The organism is Rhizobium sp. BK112, assembly GCF_014193215.1.
Taxonomy (GTDB): domain Bacteria; phylum Pseudomonadota; class Alphaproteobacteria; order Rhizobiales; family Rhizobiaceae; genus Rhizobium; species Rhizobium anhuiense.
On sequence record NZ_JACHYZ010000002.1, the window covers coordinates 198675 to 217449 of the forward strand.

Here is an 18775-nt window from a genome sequence, read left to right on the forward strand (position 1 = left end):
GATTCGAGCCGGCCGACGTCCGTTCGTGGGGTAATGTGCTGCAGGCGGAACACCATGCAGCTTTTCCTGCCTGGCGAGACCAGCTTGCCCGCATCGTGCTGTCCGGCCGCCAGGAAGGGCGAGCGCTTTTAGCGACGGGCCTGCGTCGCTCCTATGGTGACAGTGGCCTCAATCCCGAAGGCGGATTGATTGATATGACCGGTCTCGACCGGATCATTGACTTTGATCGAGAGCGTCGCCTTGTTCGGGTGGAAGCAGGATTGTCGTTCGACGCCTTGCTCGGGGTCATCGTCCGCCAGGGATTCTTTCTACCTGTGACACCCGGCACGCGTTTCGTGACGATGGGCGGCGCCGTCGCAAACGATGTTCACGGCAAGAACCATCATATCAACGGCACCATCGGACGCTGGGTCCGCAGGATCGGGTTGATGCGCTCCAACGGCGAGGAACTTGAGCTAACGCTCGAAAGCGATCCCCAGCTGTTTTCTGCGACGATCGGCGGCCTGGGGCTGACCGGTGCAATAACCTGGGTTGAACTGGAAGTCCTGCCGATCGAGAGCGCGGTCATGGATGCCGAAAACATTCCCTTTGACAATCTCGACATGTTCTTCTCTCTGGCAGCCGAGAGCGACAACGCGTTCGACTACACGGTCTCCTGGATCGATTGCCTCGCAAAAGGCGCATCCCTGGGTCGCGGAATTTTCACGCGTGGCAACCACGCAAAGACCGGCTCTCGCCTGCCGGGCCGCGGGAACACCAAGTTCACGATGCCGCTCAGCCTTCCCAGCCTCTGCATGAACCGTTATTCGATCAGCGCTTTCAATTCGCTGTATTTCTGGAACGGCAAGCGAAAGGCCGGGAAGCAGAACATACCGATATATCAGTTCTTCTATCCGCTCGATTCCATCGGGCGTTGGAACCGGATGTATGGCAGCAAGGGAATGTATCAGTTTCAGTCGGTGGTACCGCCGGCCGTCGAGAAAGACGCTACGAAAGAAATGCTAAAGACCATCTCCGCCAGCGGGCAGGGGTCGTTTCTAGCCGTTCTCAAGACATTCGGCGCGATTTCCTCGCCCGGAATGCTGTCTTTCCCGCGACCGGGAACGACATTGGCGCTGGATTTTCCAAATCATGGCGAGACCACCTCGAGGCTGATGGCTCGGCTCGATGATATCGTGCTGGAAGCGGGTGGTCGGCTCTACCCTGCCAAGGATGGCCGTATGCCGGCACGAATGTTCAAGGCCGGTTATCCGGCTTGGCAGGACTTCGCCAAATACGTAGATAGCGGGTTCAGTTCGCATTTCTGGAAGCGTGTATCGCAAGAGTAAGGGGGCTCCATTGCGGGTTATCATTTTAGGGGCCACCTCGGCGATCGCCTCTGCGGCCGCGAGGCTGTATGCAGCAGAAGGCGCAAGCCTGCTGCTGGTCGGGCGGGACGAAAATCGTCTGGCGCAAGCTGCGGCGGATCTGAAGATGCGTGGCGCGGAGACCGCCGAAGTCGCCATCAGCGATCTCGGTGACCCGGCTGACGTCGAGAAGCGGCTGGACGCATTCGTCAGGCAGCTTGGCGGCGTCGATCACGTTCTCCTGGCCTATGGCATCCTCGGCAATCAGGGCGAGGCCGAGCGCGATTTGACTGAGGCGGAAACGATCCTGCGGGTTAATTTCAACTCGGCTGCCGCGTGGTGCCTTGCGACTGCCAACATTATCGAGAAGCAGGGCCGCGGCACGCTCGCCGTCATCGGTTCGGTTGCAGGCGACAGGGGCCGCCGAGCCAACTTCATCTATGGGGCGTCGAAGGCTGGTCTGGAGGCGCTGGTTGTCGGCATAGCGCATCGTTTTGCCGATAAGGGGCCGCGGGCTGTGCTCATCAAACCCGGTCCGACGATGACACCGATGACCGAGGGCATGAACCGCAAGGGTGCGCTCTGGGCCAAGCCGGAGCAGGTCGCGGCAATCGTTCATGCGCGTGCGTATCGAGGCGGCCCGGTGGCGTATGCTCCGGGCTTCTGGCGCTACATCATGTTGATCATTCGGAACCTTCCGAGCGCGATTTTCAACCGGATGGAAATTTGATGTCGAAGATAGTCATTACCGGCGCAGCCGGTCTGGTCGGTCAGAACGTCATTGCGCGATTGAAGAGCGAGCCCGGCCTGCAGATCGTGGGCATCGACAAACATCCGACCAATACCGCGTTGCTTCGCCGGCTTCATCCCGAAATCGAGGTGATCGAAGCCGATCTTGCGGTGGACGGTCCATGGAAGGACGCTTTTGCCGACGCATCTGCCGTTCTGTTGAACCAGGCGCAGATCGGCGGCCTCGACGAGCAGGAATTTATCGACAACAACGTCGTGGCCACCGAGCAGATCGTCGCAGCTATGCGCAAGCACGGCGTCCCGTATTTCGTGCACATCTCGTCATCCGTGGTGCATTCCAAGGCCGAGGACTTCTATACAAGCTCCAAGACCGCGCAGGAACGTTTGATCGACACTGTAACCGATATCCCGCATGTTGTGTTGCGGCCGACATTGATGTTCGGGTGGTTCGATCGGAAGCATCTGGGCTGGCTTCGCCGCTTCATGGACCGCGTGCCTGTCTTTCCTATCCCCGGCGACGGAAAATTCATCCGCCAACCGCTGTATGTCGGCGATTTCGCAGCCATTATCATTTCGTCGCTGCGCAACAAGCCGGTCGGGAGCTTCGACATATCGGGGCTGGAGCAGATCTACTACGGCGACGTGATTCGGATGATTCATGACACCGTGAAGCCGAGAGCACGCATCATCAGGGTGCCCTACCGGCTGTTCTGGCTGTTGCTGTTTGTCTACGGCAAGTTCAGCAGCAAGCCTCCCTTTACGACCAGTCAGCTTGAGGCTCTCGTCATCCCTGAGACGTTTCCGGTCATCGATTGGCCGGGATTGTTCGATGTTTCACCGACGCCGCTGCGCGAAGCGATCCGCCAAAGCTACCTGGATCCGGTTTACAGCAGCATCGTATTGGAGTTTTAGGAGACGTGAGATGAGCCGGGTTGTGGTTATAGGCGCTGGCGCCATGGGACTGGCGGCAGCGCACAGAGCTGTGAGTTTAGGTCACGACGTTGATCTCATCGAGGCGGATAGCGTCGCGGGTGGGATGGCGGCGCATTTCGATTTCGGCGGCGTGTCGATCGAGCGGTTCTACCACTTCGTATGCAAATCGGATGAACCGACGTTTGCCTTGATGAAGGAACTCGGTATCGGCGATCGCATGCGCTGGCGGCCGACATCGATGGGCTACTACATGAAGGGACAGATCCATTCCTGGGGGGATCCGATCAGTCTGTTGAAATTCCCGCATCTCAGCCTCATTGCCAAGATTCGCACCGGTCTGCAGATGTTCCTGACCACGAAGGCGAAGAGCTTCGCATCTATCGAAAGCAAGTCCGCCCGAGAGTGGCTGGAAGGCGGTTCGGGGCGGGAAGTGTACAACACGCTCTGGAAGCGCCTCATGGAACTGAAGTTCTATGAGCTCGCAAACGACGTATCCGCATCCTGGATTGCCACGCGGGTCCGGCGCATTGGCAATTCGCGGCGTTCCCTCTTTCAGGAGGAACTGGGTTACATCGAAGGCGGCAGCCAGACGCTCGTGGACGCCCTTGTTTCCGCCTACACGACGCAAGGCGGCCGTCTGCATCTCGGGATGCCCGTGGAGCGTATCGAGACCGAGGCAGGCAGGACGACGGGAGTGACGGCGGCGGGAAAATTCTTCCCCGCGGACGCCGTCATTTCGACTGTGCCGACACCTTATATCTCCACGCTTGTCCCGTCTCTGCCGGAAGCGTCGAAAGCGAAATACGACGCCATCCGAAACATCGGCGTCGTCTGCCTGCTGTTCAAACTGAAGAAATCCATCAGCCGGAACTTCTGGATCAATATCGTCGATGAAAGCATCGAGATTCCGGGACTGATCGAGTTTTCCAACTTGCGGCCGGTCGAGAACACGATCGTCTATGTTCCCTATTATATGCCGACCAGCCAGGCGAAGTGGCAATGGAGCGATAGCCAGTTCGTTGAGGAGGCCTTTGGCTATCTGCGCAAGGTCAATCCAGCGATCACCCGGGACGATCTCATAGAGGCCAAGGTCGGGCGGCTGAAACACGCGCAGCCTGTCTGCGAACCAAACTTCCTCGACAAGCTGCCGCCGATCCAGACGCCGATCGCCGGCCTGCAGATTGCCGACACCTGCTATTACTATCCCGAGGATCGCGGGATTGCTGAAAGTGTCCGCTACGGCCGGAATATGGCGGAGGCATTGACTTGATAAGGGACGGGGTCGTCAGCCTTTTCTCGATGCCGTTCGTCCGATTTGCAGTATCAGGCGGGATCGCGGCGGCGGCCAACATTCTTTCACGGATCGCGCTGTCGACGATTATGGACTACACGCCGGCCATCGTGCTGGCATACCTGATCGGCATGTCGACAGCCTATGTGCTGATGAAGATATTCGTCTTCGAGAAGTCGGGGCGGCATGTCGGCCATGAATATATTCGGTTCGGCCTTGTCAATTTCGTGGCATTCGCGCAGGTCTGGCTTGTGAGCGTCGGACTTGTCCACTTCGTCGTTCCGCTTGTCGGGTTTAATTTCCATGCGGAAACAGTCGCTCACGTCATCGGCGTCCTGAGCCCGATAGCAACAAGTTACTTTCTCCATAAATACTTTACGTTCGGGAGCCATCGGTGATGTTGAAGACGTCTGCACCGGGAAAAACATGGTGGATCGCTGCAGTCGGGTTTCTGCTTCTGTTCGTCAGTCTTTATCTCAAGTTTCAGCCGCTCGCCCTTCATCCGGTGCAGGCCGGCCTCGACCCTTCGTGGCAGGCGGCTCTGGCTTACGGTGTCGAACATCACCTGTTGTTCGGCACAGATCTCGTCTTTACCGGTGGCCCTCTATCCAGCCTCTATACCCAGCAGTTCGAGCCCACAACCGCCTTCGCCGTGGCGATTATATCCCTTGGCATCGTCGCCTTCGTGGCTCTTGCGCTAGGCCTGCTTTTTTCCGCATCCGGCAACGTCCTCAGCATGATTTCAGGTTGGGTCCTGCTGTCTATCTGCATGATTTACAAGGACACTCTCCTGCTGCTCGTGCCGCTTCTGGGCGCTCTATATGGGTTCGAGAATGACTCGAAACGAGGGCTGCCCTTAACGATTGCATGCGGGTTTCTATCGGGCATACTCGCGCTCGCCAAGTTTTCCACGTTCCCGGTGTCCATACTGGCGATGCTGCTGCTTGACGTCGTGGCGGTGCGTCGCCGACGAGTTCCGCTGCATTTTCTGGTGATGGTGGCCGGGCTCTACACGGGCCTGTTTATCTCCGGCCAGCCTCTGGCGCAGTTGCCTGCGTTCCTGGTCGCGAGCCTGCAGGTTTCCGGGGGCTATTCCAGCGCAATGAGCCTGTCCGTCTTCGTGGCGGATCTGGCGATCTGGCTCGCAATCGCGGCGGTGTTCATCGTGGTCCTTCTTCGTGATGCCGCATCGCGGGCTGGCAGCATACCTTACGACATCCTCATCGCCCGACCTCTCGTCATTGCCGGCTTTCTTTTCATTGCCTTCAAGGCTGGGCTTGTTCGCCATGATCTCCATACGCTTATCTCCTGGAGCGCGTTGGCGATGGTGATTACGGCGGTCGGATTTTCAGCATCCTACGTAGGGACGCGATGGAAAAAGCTCCTGATCCCGATGGCCTGCCTCTGCATTATGCCGAGCTATGCCGCCGTTTATGTCGCCTATAAGACGTTGCCTTTTGAAAATATTCCGACACTGCCGCAACAGATATCCGAAGGCTTGACCCGCGGACGCGAATTTCTGTTTCAGCCAACCGTTTGGCTCGATAGGCTTAGGGACGAGAATGCCGCCTCTCTGGCTGCCATCCGCCAAAAAACGCCGCTGCCGGCGCTGAACGGTTCCGTTGATATCATCCAGTCAGAGCAATCGGATGTCATCGGGAATGGCCTCGACTACCGTCCTCGTCCGACCGTCCAGGAATACACCTCCTACACGCCAGAACTGATTGAGCGCGTTCGAGCCTTTTATGACGGCCCTGAAGCACCGGAATACCTGATCATGGCCCCAGGCTCGATTGACGGGCGGCATCCGGCTTCCGCCGAGGGAGCGCTGTGGCCGCTATTTTTTGCCAGATATGAGCCTTTTATCGAAACCGATCGGCAGATCATATTGCGGAAGCGTCCGACCGCGGTATCGGGCGTGAAAAAGCAGGATATCGAAGTTCAGACGGAACTCGGCCAGGACGTTCAGCTGCCGAAAACAGACAACCCGATCATGATCGCAGTCGACATGCGGCCGACCCTTCTCGGGCGCCTGGCGGAGCTGATCTACCGACCGCCGATGTCTGAGATATCCGTCAATTATTCCGATGGATCGACCGGCGTCTACCGGCTGATACCCGGGATGGCAGGCGATGGTTTTCTTGTTTCACCGCTGGTTGTCGACCCTGTCGCATACTTGAAGGTTTCTTCCGGGCACTCGGATTACCCGGATCTCAGGCACGCGCAGTCGGTCAATATCAAGTCGGGGGTCCGGCATGGTCTTTTCTATCAATCGGCGATTACGGTGACTTTTACCGAGCTCGACAAGGATGTCCTCAGAAAGGCTTCCGGCGGACCGATCATCGAAAACGCCCTGCTGCGCGATGAAAAAATTCTCCCGCTTTTACGCGCGAACGCGCTGAATGGGGCGACTGTTTCTCGGGTGCCCGAGGGACTGCTGGCCCATGCGCCGGCTGTACTGCGTCTACCGGTGACACCCTCATCAAAGCTATCGCTCTCGTTCGGCATACGGTCTGGCGGCTGGCAAGATGGCGGTCACACGGATGGCGTATGTTTCTTCGCCAGAAATGGAAAACAGGCCCTAGCACAAAGATGTCTCGATCCAGCCGCTGTAGAGGCGGATCGCGGCGAGCAGACAGAGAGTTTCGCCGTACCGGCTGATGTTCACGAGATCACGCTTGAAACCGAGTGCAAGGCCGGATGTGCCTGGGATTGGAGTTACTGGAGCTCAGTCGCTGAAGAATAGGGTAGTCGATGATGCAAGATCCGGGCGCGCAAGATCGGGATTTCATCTGTGAAATGACGCAGAAAATTCTCTTTCGTGCTGACGCGTCCGCTGACATCGGAGCAGGCCACGTGATGCGGTGCCTGACCTTGGCGAACACTCTGAAGGCCAACGGCTACCGCTGCGTTTTTGCCGCGAGGTTCATGCTCGAAAGCCTTGGAAGGCTGATTGAGGATGCCGGGCATATCCTGGTCAGGTTGGATGGCGGCTCTGAAAATGTTACCGATGGCGAACCTGTCTTGTCTCACGCCGGCTGGCTGGGCGTCGCTCAGGAAGCCGATGCAGATCAATGCCTGCTGCTGCGCAGAAGCGGGCAATGGTCCTGGATCGTCGTCGACCATTACGCAATCGATTTCCGCTGGGAAAAAAGGCTTCGCCCGTTCTGCGATCGCCTGATGGTGATCGATGATCTCGGCGATCGCGTCCACGACTGCGACTTGTTGCTGGATCAAAACCTCGGAACCGGTGAGCAGAAGTATGCCGGCAAAGTACCTGCCAATTGCAGACTTCTGTTGGGTCCGGGCTATGCGTTGCTGCGTCCGGAATTTGCTGAGTTGCGACACTACAGCCTGGCCCGCCGGAGAACGCCGCAACTGCAGCAGCTTCTTATCACCATGGGCGGAGTGGACAGGAACAACGTGACATCGGACATTCTGGAGGCGTTGAAGAGATCTCCGCTATCTCCATCGTGCCAGATTACGGTCGTTATGAGTTCTCAATCGCAATGGCTGAGAGGTGTGCGCAATTTGGCGCGGTCGATGCCCTGGCCGGCAAGGGTCCGTGTTGACGTGACCGATATGGCGCTGCTGATGGCAGATAGCGATCTCGCGATAGGCGCCGCCGGCGGCAGCGCGTGGGAGCGCTGCTGTCTCGGCTTGCCCAGCCTCACTGTCATACTGGCGGATAATCAAAGGCAAAGCGCTCACGCGCTTTCATCGCGAAAGGCTGTTATCGCACTGGATCCGAACGGTCCCGAATCCCTTGCCGAAAGCTTGCCGAAAGCCCTATCGGCTCTCATCGGCGATGGCCTCGAGGCAATGGTGGAGCGCGTCTCTGCGGTAGGAATTGATGGTTTGGGGGCAGTGAAGGTGGCGTCCGAGATGGCTGGCGTGCCGCCTGCCAGGTAATCCGCCGTCCCTGATCGGGATGATCGGCAGCCTTATGCGGTAACGGCTTCCCGCAACGCCACGATGACCTGCTCCTGCTGCGCATCAGTCATCGTTGGGTACATCGGAAGGGTTATGGCCTCTGAATAATAGGATTCAGCCTCCGGGTAGGTGTTACGTTGAAAGCCCATACGTTGATAATACGGCTGCAGATGCACCGGGATATAATGGAGGTTCACATTGATGCCTTGCATCAGCATCGCGTCGAAAATGTCCCTGTGACTCTTCCCGATTTCTCCCGATTTGACACGAATGACGTAAAGATGCAGCGCGGAGTATCCGTCAGGATGCTGCCAGGGCGTGATCACAGGCAAGTCGCTGAACGCGTCGTCATAACGTCTCGCCAATTGATGGCGCTTGGAGACGTAGCTGTCCAGACGATCCATCTGGCTTAATCCCAGCGCGCCCTGCAACTCGGTCATGCGGTAGTTATAGCCGAGATCTATCTGCTGATAGTACCATGGCCCGTCCGGCTGTTGCGTCATCCTGTCGGGTTCGCGGGTAATGCCGTGGCTACGAAAGAGGCGCATCTTGTGGGCGAGTTCTGGGTCGTTGGTAACGGCCATTCCGCCCTCTGCCGAGGTGATGATTTTTACAGGATGAAAGCTGAATATCGCGATGTCGCTATAGCGGCAGTTGCCGATAGGCTCGTTGAGATAGCGACCTCCAATCGCATGCGATGCGTCCTCGATAACGGCAAAGCCAAAACGAAGCGCCAAGGCATGGATCGCCGCAAGGTCACAGGGCTGCCCGGTCAGATGGACTGCGACGACCACCTTCGGCAGGCGTCCCGCCCGCTCTGCTTCCAACAATTTTTGCTCGAGCGCTGCCGGCGAAAGATTGTAGCTGTCCTTGTCGATGTCGACGAAGTCGACATCAGCGCCACAGTATAGAGCGCAATTGGCGGAAGCTACGAAGGTGATCGGGCTTGTCCAAAGCAAGTCACCGGGACCAAGTCCGAGAGCGAGGCAGGCAATGTGGAGCGCCGAGGTCGCGCTGTTCACCGCAACAGCATGGAGTGCACCGCAATAGGATGCGACGGCCTGCTCGAAACGAGGCACGACAGGGCCTTGCGTCAGAAAGTCAGATCTCAGAACGGCGACGACTGCGTCGATATCCGCATCGTTGATATCCTGTCTGCCATAGGGAATGGAGGAACTCATATCATTCCGATCTTGAGACGATTTTCTTCGATCCAGGTCTGGAGAGATTCAACGCTCAGCCATTCCTTATTGTTGTCGCTGGTATAGCTGAAGCCTTCCGCGACTTTCACCCCGTCCTTTATGCGCTCGGCACTGGTGCCCCAATTATTGATGGCCGGCAGTATCTTGAAATGATCGTTATATTCGTAGGTGTAGAAGGAGTCTTCTTCGCCGATCATCTGCTCATGAAGTTTCTCGCCTGGGCGGATACCGACAATTTCGATCTGAGCTTCCGGTGCAACGGCGGCGGCGAGATCCACCATCTTCATGGAAGGGATTTTTTTGACGTAGATCTCGCCGCCTTCCATGTCGTCGAAAGCGTGCCAGACCAGTTCCACACCTTGTTCAAGCGTGATCATGAACCGGGTCATGCGCGAGTCGGTGATGGGCAGCACACCCTTGTCTTTGATGGAGAGGAAAAACGGAATGACCGAGCCGCGGGATCCCATGACGTTTCCATAGCGAACCACGGCAAAGCGTGTGCGATTGCCGCCCGAATATGAGTTGCCCGCGACAAAAAGCTTGTCGGAAGCGAGTTTGGTTGCTCCGTACAGGTTAATCGGGCTGCTGGCTTTGTCGGTCGAGAGTGCAACGACGCGCTTTACTCCGCGGTCTATGCAGGCGTCGATGACGTTCATGGCGCCGTTGATGTTGGTCTTGATGCACTCAAAGGGATTGTATTCCGCTGTCGGCACTATCTTCGTTGCCGCGGCATGAACGACGTAATCGACCCCGTCGAGCGCCCTGTACAGACGCTCTCGGTCTCTCACATCACCAATGAAGAAGCGTACTCGCTTGTCGGCACTGTATTTCTTGGCCATTTCCCACTGCTTCATTTCATCGCGTGAATACACGATGATGCGGCGCGGGTTATAACGTTCAAGTGTCATTGGAAGAAATGCATGGCCGAATGACCCGGTGCCGCCGGTGATGAGGATCGATTGACCTGTCAGCATAATTCACGTTCTCTTCAACATCATTTAATCGTAATCTTCTAACGACGCGTTCTCGGCCAAGCAAGGGTTTGCGACGTCGATACAGTCCGACTTGAGTGGCGACGAAGCTGCCAGCCAGGCAAGCAGACATTGTCGTTTGCTCACCGCAAATCACATGCGGAGCTGTCGTAGGCCTATGAATTCGTCCTCGGAAAATTTTGGCTGGGGAACCTGGACTCGAACCAAGATTAACGGAGTCAGAGTCCGTCGTTCTACCATTGAACTATTCCCCAGCAGTTGCCGCCGAAGCATGGCTTGGCTGCTGTGCGGCGCTTATAACCAAAAGCGGGCGGATTGCAAATACCCGTTTTGAAAAAATTCGGTGCCGTGCGGAGGACGTGAAACCAGCCGCAAATCCCCTGTCCAAAAAAGAATTTGGCGATTTCGGCGGGCGCTGATATTCTTGCGGCAACGCAAAAATCGAATGAGCGCCTGCTGCATACCTCAGGGACTTGCGCGGCGCGATGGAAAAAGAACGTGGAAGACCCCGAAGGCGGCGCCAAGCCGCAATTAGACGGGGCGTCGGCGGCAGGGCGCAAGGACGGCAAGAAGTCCAGGCGCCGCAAGGGCAAACGTGGCGGGCAATCCCGCAACGCTGCTCATCCCGCTTCGCATGAGCATTCCGGCGGTGCCGGACAGCCTGCGCGCCCGATGGAAGATGCAGCCGGCAATCCGGCCCGCAAGCGCAAGCGCCGCCGTCGTGGCGGCCATGGTGTTGCGCAGAACGGTTCACCCCAACCTCCTGTGATGGAACAGGCCGCAGCGGCAGAGCATGCCGCCCGGTCCGACGGTGATTCGGCGCCGAGCCGGCGCAATCGCCGCAAGCATCGCGGCAAGCGCGGTCTGCAGGGCCGGCCGCTGACATCGGCAAAGCCTTCCAGTGCTCCGCAACAGGAAAGCCGCGTGGAAGAGACGGCGCGCATATCGGTTCCGCGCGAAACGCAGAACGGCGCGGCCGCCAACCGCAAGGGCCGCCAGGATGGCCCTGTCAATCCCGGTTTTCAGGGGGATCGCCAGGCCGGCGACCATGCCTGGCCGGAAGAACTCTATGCCGCTCTCGATCTCGGCACCAACAATTGCCGTCTCCTCATTGCCCAGCCGACCCGCCCGGGTCAGTTCCGCGTCGTCGATGCCTTTTCCCGCATCGTGCGCCTCGGCGAAGGCCTTGCGGCAAGCGGCCGTCTCTCCGATGAGGCGATGGTGCGGGCGATCGAGGCGCTGCGGATCTGCGCCTCCAAGCTCAGGAACCGGGAGATCCGCCGCATGCGGCTGATCGCCACCGAAGCCTGCCGCCAGGCGGTCAACGGTGAGGAATTCCTCAGCCGGGTCGTTGCCGAAACCGGCCTGACGCTCGAGATCATCGATCGCGAAACCGAAGCGCGGCTTGCCGTCTCCGGCTGCTCCTCGCTGGTCGGTCGCGAAACGCGCTCCGTCGTGCTGTTCGATATCGGCGGCGGCTCGTCGGAGATCGCCGTCATCCGCATCGGCGACAATCGCTTCAGCCGCCTCGCCAACCACATCACCCACTGGACCTCGCTGCCGGTCGGCGTGGTGACGCTGTCGGAGCGCCATGGCGGGCACGACGTCACGCCGGAGGCTTTCGAGGGCATGGTGCGCGAAGTCGAAGGCATGCTCGGAGGCTTCGATTGCCCGGAGATCGAGGTCGCCCAGACCGGCGACTTCCACCTGATCGGCACATCGGGCACGGTGACGACGCTTGCCGGCGTCCATCTCGACCTGCCGCGTTATGACCGGCGCAAGGTCGATGGCATCTGGCTGTCCGATGACGAGGTTTCCGCCATGCAGGCAAAGCTTCTCTCCTGGGATTTCGAAAGCCGCGCCGCCAATCCCTGCATCGGGCCGGATCGGGCCGATCTGGTGCTGGCCGGCTGCGCCATCCTCGAGGCGATCCGCCGCCGCTGGCCGAGCCCGCGCATGCGCGTTGCCGATCGCGGCTTGAGGGAAGGCCTGCTGACAGACATGATGGCCGATGACGGCGTTTGGCGGCGCCACCGCAACCGACGCGGCCAGAGAGCGAGATAGAGGAAGGCATGACCAAGGCACCGATCGCGGGAAACCGCACCGGCCGCAAGCTCGGCCAGCGCGTCAAGAACAAGAAGATGAAGGCCTCCTCGCGCCAATGGCTGGAGCGCCATATCAACGATCCCTATGTGCAGCGCGCCCAGCTCGAAGGTTATCGCGCCCGTGCCGCCTTCAAGCTGCTGGAGATCGACGAGAAACACCATATCCTGCGCGGCGCCAGGCGTATCATCGATCTCGGCGCTGCACCGGGCAGTTGGTCGCAGATTGCCGCCAAGGTTACCGGCTCGACGGATGAGGACATCCGTGTGGCCGCGATCGATTTCCTCGAAATGACCCAGCTGCCCGGCGTCAAGATCCTGCAGCTCGACTTTCTCGATCCCACTGCGCCGGAAAAGCTGCTGGAGGCGGTCGGCGGCACACCCGATCTCGTCATATCGGACATGGCCGCACCCACCACCGGCCATCACCGCACCGATCATCTGCGCACCATGCATCTCTGCGAAGTGGCGGCCCATTTCGCCGTCGAGGTGCTTCAGGAAGGCGGGCACTTCCTGACCAAGACCTTCCAGGGCGGCACCGAGCGTGAGCTGCTCGCCATGCTGAAGCAGAACTTCCGCCAGGTCGTGCATGTCAAGCCGAACTCGTCGCGCGCCGAATCGGTCGAGATGTTCCTGCTCGCCAAGGGCTTCAAGGGGCGCAAGGCGGAAGGTGAAGCAGAGCAAGCTTGATCTCAGGGCCGGTCCTGTCCGATGATGCGGCCCTAAGATTGGAACCGCTGATCCCCATGCTTCTTTACGTCACGCTCGGAACCAACGACCTTTATCGCGCAGGGCATTTTTATGATGCCGTGCTGCCCGTGCTCGGTTATCGCCGCCAGCGCGGTTCGGAGGAGGAAATCGGCTATGCCGCCGATGGCGATACGCGCTGCCGCTTCTGGGTGGTGACGCCCTTCAATCACCGTCGGGCGACGTCGGGCAATGGCGTCATGGTGGCCTTTGCGGCCGAGCGCCGGGCGGATGTCGATGCTTTCCATGCGGCGGCGATTGCGGCGGGCGCCGTCGATGAGGGCGGGCCGGGCCTGCGCTCCTACCATGCCCATTTCTATGCCGCCTATGTGCGCGATCTCGACGGCAACAAGCTCTGTGCCGTCTGCGAAAGCCCCGAATAGAGCATGTCGCGCAAAAGTGTGCAGCGGTTTTGCGCGACATGCGAAAAACTAAAGATCTGAAGCGTGGCAAGCGAATCTGAATGATCGCGACACGCTTTAGGCTGCCTTATTTCACCGCGTGCTGCTCGGCTTCAACAGTTGCTACCGCCATCGTCTTCGAGCGGTGGCCGGAAACGAGCGCGCCGGCATTGCGGTCCATCCGGATGAAGGGAATGGTCGCAATAACAGTCAGTCCGGCGATGATGTAGAAGGCGAGGTGGAAATCGGCGACCTGCAATTCCTCGCCGCTGATATAGATCGAGCTCTCCAGGATCGCGGCGGCGACCGCGACGCCGAGCGCCAGGCTGATCTGCTGCATCACCGAGCTCATCGAGGTCGCCTGGCTGGCTTCGGCATCATTGATGTCGGCGAAGGCGAGCGCATTGACGCCGGTGAACATGAAGGAGCGGGAGAAGCCGCCGAGTAGCAGCACGCCGATGATGACGAGGTGCGGTGTCGACGGCGTGAACAGGCCGGTGACGACAGTCACCAGCGTCGTCACCATGGCGGCGGCAAGCAGCGTCGTGCGGAAGCCGGCGGCGGCGAAGACGCGCTTCGCCATGAATTTGGTGGTGATCGCCCCGATGGCTCCCACAAACGTGATGAGGCCGGATTGGAACGGCGTCAGCCCGAATCCGAGCTGCAGCATCAGCGGCGTCAGGAAGGGCATGGCGCCGACGCAGATGCGAAACAGCGTGCCGCCCAAGGTGGAGGCCCGGAAGGTCGGGTTCTTGAACAGGTTGAGGTTGAGGATCGGGGCCGGATGGCGCTTGGCGTGGCGCACATAGAGAAAGCCGCAGGCAAGGCCGATCAGCGTGGCGGTGACGCCGATGACGGGGGGCAGGGCCGGCAGGCTGACCACCGACAGGCCGAAGACGACGCCCGCGGCCGAAAGCGAGGTGAGCACGAAACCGGTGAAATCGAGCTTCGGCGGCGCCGTCGCCTCCACTTCCGGCAGGAAGATCGTCGCCAGCCAGATGCCGATGATGCCGACCGGCACGTTGATCAGGAAGATCCAGTGCCAGCTGAAATAGGTGGTGATGAAGCCGCCGAGCGGCGGTCCGGTGAGCGGGCCGACGAGCGCCGGGATGGTGAGCAGCGCCATGGCCGAGACCAGATCACTGCGCTTCGTCGTGCGCACCAGCACGAGCCGGCCGACCGGGGTCATCATCGCGCCGCCCATGCCCTGCAGGAAGCGGGCGAAAACGAATTCGACGAGGTTGGAGGAGATGGCGCAGAAGATCGAGCCGATGACGAAGACTGATATGGCAAGCCGGAAGATCTTCTTGGCGCCGAACCGGTCGGCCATCCAGCCGCTCACCGGGATGAACACCGCAAGCGCCACCATGTAGGAGGTCAGCGCCAGCTTCAGCGTGATCGGCCCGACATGCAAATCACTAGCGATCGCCGGCAGCGCCGTCGCAATGACAGTCGAATCCATCTGTTCCATGAAGAGGGCGACGGCGAGGATCAGCGGGACGATACGATTCATAGGCGGGAGCCTTGATGGGGCAGCGGATTGAAGCTGGGAAGGCCAGTGCTGTTTAGTCCCAGTTCCCAGCCGTGCCAATCCCCAAATCCGGGTCGTTGACGCGTTCGCTTCACGTCTGCGTGAGACGACTTGCGCATCAACGTCGGCAGTCAAGATTGACATATGTTTACTTGGCCGGAGCAAGAAATCCGGCCGGGATCGACACTGCGGGCCGTGCGGCGACGCATCGCACGTCATAAGAGGATGGACATATGGCAACTTCATCGGGAATAAAGCGGCGCACCCTTTTTGCCGCAGGCCTTGGCATGCTCGCGGCGCCGGCAATTTTTAAAGAGAGGGCCGAAGCGGCCGCAACTGGAGAAAGCAATCATATGGATGGAACGCTTTTGCCCGAGATCAATCAATTCAAGCTCGGTTCCTATAAGTTCACCGTCGTCCGTGACGGCACCAGCATCGTCGAAAAGCCCTATGAAACCTTCGGCACCAATCAGAACCCCGAAACGGTCCAGGCGTTGCTGACCGCAAACTTCCTGCCGGCCGACAGGTTCATGAGCTTCTACACGCCGGCTCTCATCGATACCGGTTCGGATGTCATCCTCGTCGATACCGGCTTCGGCGTTGCCGGCCGCGCTCGCGGCGCCGGCCAACTGACCGAAGGCCTGAAAGCGGCAGGCTATTCGGCCGACGACGTCACGCTGGTGGCGCTGACCCATCTGCACGGCGATCATATCGGCGGCCTGATGGAAAACGGCACGGCTGCCTTCAAGAATGCCCGCTATGTCGTCGGCCAGGCGGAATATGATTTCTGGTCGGACAAGGCACGCGAGGGCACGCCGGCCGAAGGCAGTCACAAGGCGGTGCTCGCCAATGTCGCACCGCTCGCCGAAAAGACCACCTTCATCAACGACGGCGATAGCGTCGCGCCCGGCATGACGGCGATGCTGGCGGCCGGCCACTCGCCGGGGCATATGGTGTTCCACGTCGAATCCGAGGGCAAGCGCCTGGTGCTGACCGGCGATACGGCCAATCACTATATCCTGTCGCTGCTGCGGCCGGATTGGGAGGTGCGCTTCGACATGGACAAGGCGCAGGCGGCGGCCACGCGCCGCAAGGTTTTCGAGATGATCGCGACCGACAAGATCGCCTTCCTCGGCTACCACATGCCGTTCCCGGCGGTCGGCTTCGTCGAGAGGCAGGATGGCGGTTATCGCTTCGTGCCGAAGACCTACCAGTTCGACATCTGATCTGGAGCAATTCCAGCAAAAACGCGCAGCGACTTTCCCGGGAATGCGTAAAAAGAAGGATCTGAAGCGCGAGCGGCGAATCTGAAAGATCGCGATGCGCTTTGGACGCATGGCACCCATGACGAGCCCGGCGGACGCGCCGGGCTTTTTGCTATTTCCTTCCTGTCATAGACGTGTTACCAGCCCTCGCCAACTTCCAAGCAACTCATGCACACCGCCGGGGCGGACGATTCGTTTCCGGGCCGGGTTGCATTTTTCTTAAATGAAGGAATTTGGCCATGGCACGCATCATAGAAACGGCAACCGGCGCGGACGCGCTTACCTTTGACGACGTGCTGCTGCAGCCGGGACATTCCGAGGTCATGCCCGGCCAGACGAATATCTCCACGCGCATCGCTCGGGATTTCGAACTCAACATCCCGATCATCTCATCCGCCATGGATACGGTCACCGAGAGCCGCCTGGCGATCGCCATGGCCCAGGCCGGCGGCCTCGGCGTCATTCACCGCAACCTGACGCCGATCGAGCAGGCAGAGCAGGTCCGGCAAGTGAAGAAGTTTGAAAGCGGCATGGTCGTCAATCCGGTGACGATCGGCCCTGATGCCACGCTTGCCGATGCACTCGGGCTGATGAAATCCTACAGCATTTCCGGCATCCCCGTCGTGGAGAAGTCCGGCCGCCTCGTCGGCATCCTGACCAACCGCGACGTCCGCTTCGCTACCGATCAGGAACAGAAGATCCATGAACTGATGACCAAGGACAAACTGGTCACCGTCAAGGAAAACGTCGATCAGCAGGAGGCCAAGCGCCTGCTGCATTCGCATCGCATCGAGAAGCTCCTGGTGGTCGATGCCGAAGGCCGCTGCGTCGGCCTCATCACCGTCAAGGATATCGAGAAGTCGCAGTTGAACCCGAACGCTTCCAAGGATGCGCAGGGCAGACTTCGGGCTGCGGCCGCCATCAGCGTCGGCGATGACGGCTTCGAGCGCGCCGAACGGCTGATCGAGGCCGGCGTCGATCTTCTGGTCGTCGACACCGCCCATGGTCATTCGCAACGCGTCCTCGATGCCGTCACCCGGGTCAAGAAGCTTTCCAACTCGGTGCGCATCATGGCCGGCAACGTCGCCACCTATGACGGCACCAGGGCGCTGATCGATGCCGGAGCGGATGCGGTCAAGGTCGGTATCGGTCCGGGTTCGATCTGCACGACGCGCATCGTCGCCGGCGTCGGCGTGCCGCAGCTCGCCGCCATCATGTCGGCGGTGCAGGCCGCGAATGATCAGGACGTGCCCGTCATCGCCGATGGCGGCATCAAGTTCTCCGGCGATCTGGCCAAGGCGATCGCCGCCGGCGCTTCCGCCGTCATGATCGGCTCGCTGCTGGCCGGCACCGATGAGAGCCCGGGTGAGGTCTATCTCTACCAGGGACGCTCCTTCAAGGCCTATCGCGGCATGGGCTCCGTCGGCGCCATGGCCCGCGGCTCGGCCGACCGCTACTTCCAGGCCGAGGTGCGCGACACGCTGAAGCTCGTGCCGGAGGGCATTGAGGGCCAGGTGCCTTACAAGGGGCCGGTCTCGGGCGTCATCCACCAGCTCGCCGGTGGCCTCAAGGCGGCCATGGGTTATGTCGGCGGCAAGGACCTCAAGGATTTCCAGGAGCGGGCCACCTTCGTGCGCATCTCCGGTGCCGGTCTTCGCGAAAGCCATGCCCATGACGTGACGATCACCCGCGAGAGCCCGAATTATCCGGGCGCCGGCCTCTGATCATGAAGGCGGGCAGCGGGATTCCTCTCTGGATCGTCGCGCTGCTCGCAGCCCTCTGCCTTGCCGTGCTCGCCTGGACGACCTTCGGTTTCGTCGTTCCGTTCAAGCACGAAACCGGGCAGGCGGTGCTCGATACCTATTTCGCCGGTTACGATGAGTCGGCGGTCTTCCACATGCAAAAGCTGCTCGATGAGAACGAGACGGCGACCAGGTTGCTGCGCGCCATGTATTTCGGGCCGGAGCTGATCTTTCCGGCACTGCTGACGGCGCTGCTGTTCCTCGCCTTCCTCAAGCTCGGTCCTGCCGGCGCGTGGTTTGGCCGATCGGTGCATCCGCTTGTCGGCAGGGCGATTTATCTGCTGCCGTTCATCTACGGCATCGCCGATTATGGCGAGAACATCTCGAGCCTCATCGCCTTCGGTAATGGTGCGCCCTCAACGCTTGCAACGCAGCTGCTGCCGTGGATGACGCGGCTGAAATTCGCAAGCCTCGCCATCTGCTTCATCCTCATTGTCCGGCTTGCCATCGGCCGCTGGCTTGCGCCGCGTGAAGATTGAG

The 18775-nt window shown here is 59.9% G+C and carries 16 protein-coding genes and 1 tRNA gene; 13 read left to right on the forward strand and 4 right to left on the reverse strand.

Annotated features, from left to right (window positions below):
* The first annotated feature begins 35 nt into the window (after positions 1-35).
* The 7 genes from FHT75_RS06165 to pseG are packed head-to-tail and all read left to right on the forward strand — an operon-like array spanning position 36 to position 8232.
* Complete coding sequence (locus tag FHT75_RS06165) at positions 36-1328, forward strand: FAD-dependent oxidoreductase (protein WP_245445202.1); 1293 nt, start codon at positions 36-38, stop codon at positions 1326-1328.
* Between the two features lie 10 nt (positions 1329-1338).
* Entirely contained in the window at positions 1339-2076 is a 738-nt protein-coding gene (locus FHT75_RS06170) for an SDR family NAD(P)-dependent oxidoreductase (RefSeq protein ID WP_210179976.1), read from the forward strand.
* Positions 2076-3008: an NAD-dependent epimerase/dehydratase family protein gene (locus FHT75_RS06175; RefSeq protein WP_063476379.1), complete on the forward strand. Its 933-nt coding sequence runs from the start codon at positions 2076-2078 to the stop codon at positions 3006-3008. Before FHT75_RS06170 ends, FHT75_RS06175 begins: the two co-directional genes overlap by 1 nt.
* 10 nt (positions 3009-3018) lie before the next feature.
* Positions 3019-4299, forward strand: a complete 1281-nt coding sequence (locus FHT75_RS06180) for an NAD(P)/FAD-dependent oxidoreductase (protein WP_063476380.1) — start codon at positions 3019-3021, stop codon at positions 4297-4299.
* A 29-nt stretch (positions 4300-4328) separates the two neighbouring features.
* Entirely contained in the window at positions 4329-4718 is a 390-nt protein-coding gene (locus tag FHT75_RS06185; RefSeq protein WP_047613713.1) for a GtrA family protein, read from the forward strand.
* Entirely contained in the window at positions 4718-7066 is a 2349-nt protein-coding gene (locus FHT75_RS06190) for a hypothetical protein (RefSeq protein ID WP_063476381.1), read from the forward strand. The genes FHT75_RS06185 and FHT75_RS06190 overlap by 1 nt, the downstream gene beginning before the upstream one ends.
* An 8-nt stretch (positions 7067-7074) precedes the next feature.
* Positions 7075-8232, forward strand: coding sequence for a UDP-2,4-diacetamido-2,4,6-trideoxy-beta-L-altropyranose hydrolase (gene pseG, locus FHT75_RS06195; RefSeq protein ID WP_210179977.1), 1158 nt, complete (start codon positions 7075-7077; stop codon positions 8230-8232).
* A 32-nt stretch (positions 8233-8264) separates the two neighbouring features.
* On the opposite strand, the gene pseC is transcribed toward pseG, so the two are convergent.
* The 3 genes from pseC to FHT75_RS06210 all read right to left on the reverse strand — a co-directional run bounded on the left by pseC (position 8265) and on the right by FHT75_RS06210 (position 10701).
* Complete coding sequence (pseC, locus tag FHT75_RS06200; protein WP_063476382.1) at positions 8265-9434, reverse strand: UDP-4-amino-4,6-dideoxy-N-acetyl-beta-L-altrosamine transaminase; 1170 nt, start codon at positions 9432-9434, stop codon at positions 8265-8267.
* The gene (pseB, locus tag FHT75_RS06205; RefSeq protein WP_063476383.1) at positions 9431-10429 is read right to left on the reverse strand and encodes a UDP-N-acetylglucosamine 4,6-dehydratase (inverting); all 999 of its coding nucleotides are present in this window, start codon (positions 10427-10429) and stop codon (positions 9431-9433) included. Before pseB ends, pseC begins: the two co-directional genes overlap by 4 nt.
* A 198-nt stretch (positions 10430-10627) precedes the next feature.
* Positions 10628-10701 (reverse strand) — tRNA-Gln (locus FHT75_RS06210).
* A 244-nt stretch (positions 10702-10945) separates the two neighbouring features.
* On the opposite strand from FHT75_RS06210, the gene FHT75_RS06215 reads away from it, so the two are divergent.
* Genes FHT75_RS06215 through FHT75_RS06225 form a run of 3 tightly spaced genes read left to right on the forward strand, consistent with a single transcriptional unit; the run spans position 10946 to position 13679 of the window.
* Positions 10946-12511 carry a Ppx/GppA phosphatase family protein gene (locus FHT75_RS06215; RefSeq protein ID WP_183844729.1) on the forward strand — a complete coding sequence of 522 codons (1566 nt, stop codon included), beginning with the start codon at positions 10946-10948 and terminating at the stop codon, positions 12509-12511.
* Positions 12512-12519: 8 nt separating this feature from the next.
* A complete protein-coding gene (locus FHT75_RS06220; RefSeq protein WP_047613760.1) occupies positions 12520-13239 on the forward strand; it encodes an RlmE family RNA methyltransferase in 720 nt (239 codons plus the stop codon).
* Positions 13240-13295: 56 nt separating this feature from the next.
* Positions 13296-13679: a VOC family protein gene (locus FHT75_RS06225; protein WP_063476384.1), complete on the forward strand. Its 384-nt coding sequence runs from the start codon at positions 13296-13298 to the stop codon at positions 13677-13679.
* A 106-nt stretch (positions 13680-13785) separates the two neighbouring features.
* Here the strand turns inward: FHT75_RS06225 and FHT75_RS06230 are convergent, their stop codons facing one another.
* Positions 13786-15210 carry a DHA2 family efflux MFS transporter permease subunit gene (locus FHT75_RS06230; RefSeq protein WP_183844728.1) on the reverse strand — a complete coding sequence of 475 codons (1425 nt, stop codon included), beginning with the start codon at positions 15208-15210 and terminating at the stop codon, positions 13786-13788.
* Positions 15211-15461: 251 nt separating this feature from the next.
* Between FHT75_RS06230 and FHT75_RS06235 the strand changes: the two genes are divergently transcribed.
* The 3 genes from FHT75_RS06235 (at position 15462) to FHT75_RS06245 (ending at position 18774) form a co-directional block, all read left to right on the forward strand.
* On the forward strand, positions 15462-16454 hold the full coding sequence (locus FHT75_RS06235; protein ID WP_183844727.1) for an MBL fold metallo-hydrolase: 993 nt from the start codon (positions 15462-15464) through the stop codon (positions 16452-16454).
* 278 nt (positions 16455-16732) lie between these two features.
* Complete coding sequence (gene guaB / locus FHT75_RS06240; protein WP_047613763.1) at positions 16733-18217, forward strand: IMP dehydrogenase; 1485 nt, start codon at positions 16733-16735, stop codon at positions 18215-18217.
* Positions 18218-18219: 2 nt separating this feature from the next.
* Positions 18220-18774 carry a hypothetical protein gene (locus tag FHT75_RS06245; protein WP_097630490.1) on the forward strand — a complete coding sequence of 185 codons (555 nt, stop codon included), beginning with the start codon at positions 18220-18222 and terminating at the stop codon, positions 18772-18774.
* Position 18775: the final 1 nt, after the last annotated feature.

Bases quoted from the DNA above. Each gene is read 5' to 3' on its own strand.
- pseG (WP_210179977.1), top strand. From the start codon at position 7,075: ATGATGCAAGATCCGGGCGCGCAAGATCGGGATTTCATCTGTGAAATG.
- pseB (WP_063476383.1), bottom strand. From the start codon at position 10,429: ATGCTGACAGGTCAATCGATCCTCATCACCGGCGGCACCGGGTCATTC.
- FHT75_RS06245 (WP_097630490.1), top strand. From the start codon at position 18,220: ATGAAGGCGGGCAGCGGGATTCCTCTCTGGATCGTCGCGCTGCTCGCA.
- guaB (WP_047613763.1), top strand. From the start codon at position 16,733: ATGGCACGCATCATAGAAACGGCAACCGGCGCGGACGCGCTTACCTTT.
- FHT75_RS06230 (WP_183844728.1), bottom strand. From the start codon at position 15,210: ATGAATCGTATCGTCCCGCTGATCCTCGCCGTCGCCCTCTTCATGGAA.
- FHT75_RS06190 (WP_063476381.1), top strand. From the start codon at position 4,718: ATGTTGAAGACGTCTGCACCGGGAAAAACATGGTGGATCGCTGCAGTC.
- FHT75_RS06225 (WP_063476384.1), top strand. From the start codon at position 13,296: ATGCTTCTTTACGTCACGCTCGGAACCAACGACCTTTATCGCGCAGGG.
- FHT75_RS06180 (WP_063476380.1), top strand. From the start codon at position 3,019: ATGAGCCGGGTTGTGGTTATAGGCGCTGGCGCCATGGGACTGGCGGCA.
- FHT75_RS06220 (WP_047613760.1), top strand. From the start codon at position 12,520: ATGACCAAGGCACCGATCGCGGGAAACCGCACCGGCCGCAAGCTCGGC.
- FHT75_RS06175 (WP_063476379.1), top strand. From the start codon at position 2,076: ATGTCGAAGATAGTCATTACCGGCGCAGCCGGTCTGGTCGGTCAGAAC.
- pseC (WP_063476382.1), bottom strand. From the start codon at position 9,434: ATGAGTTCCTCCATTCCCTATGGCAGACAGGATATCAACGATGCGGAT.
- FHT75_RS06185 (WP_047613713.1), top strand. From the start codon at position 4,329: ATGCCGTTCGTCCGATTTGCAGTATCAGGCGGGATCGCGGCGGCGGCC.
- FHT75_RS06235 (WP_183844727.1), top strand. From the start codon at position 15,462: ATGGCAACTTCATCGGGAATAAAGCGGCGCACCCTTTTTGCCGCAGGC.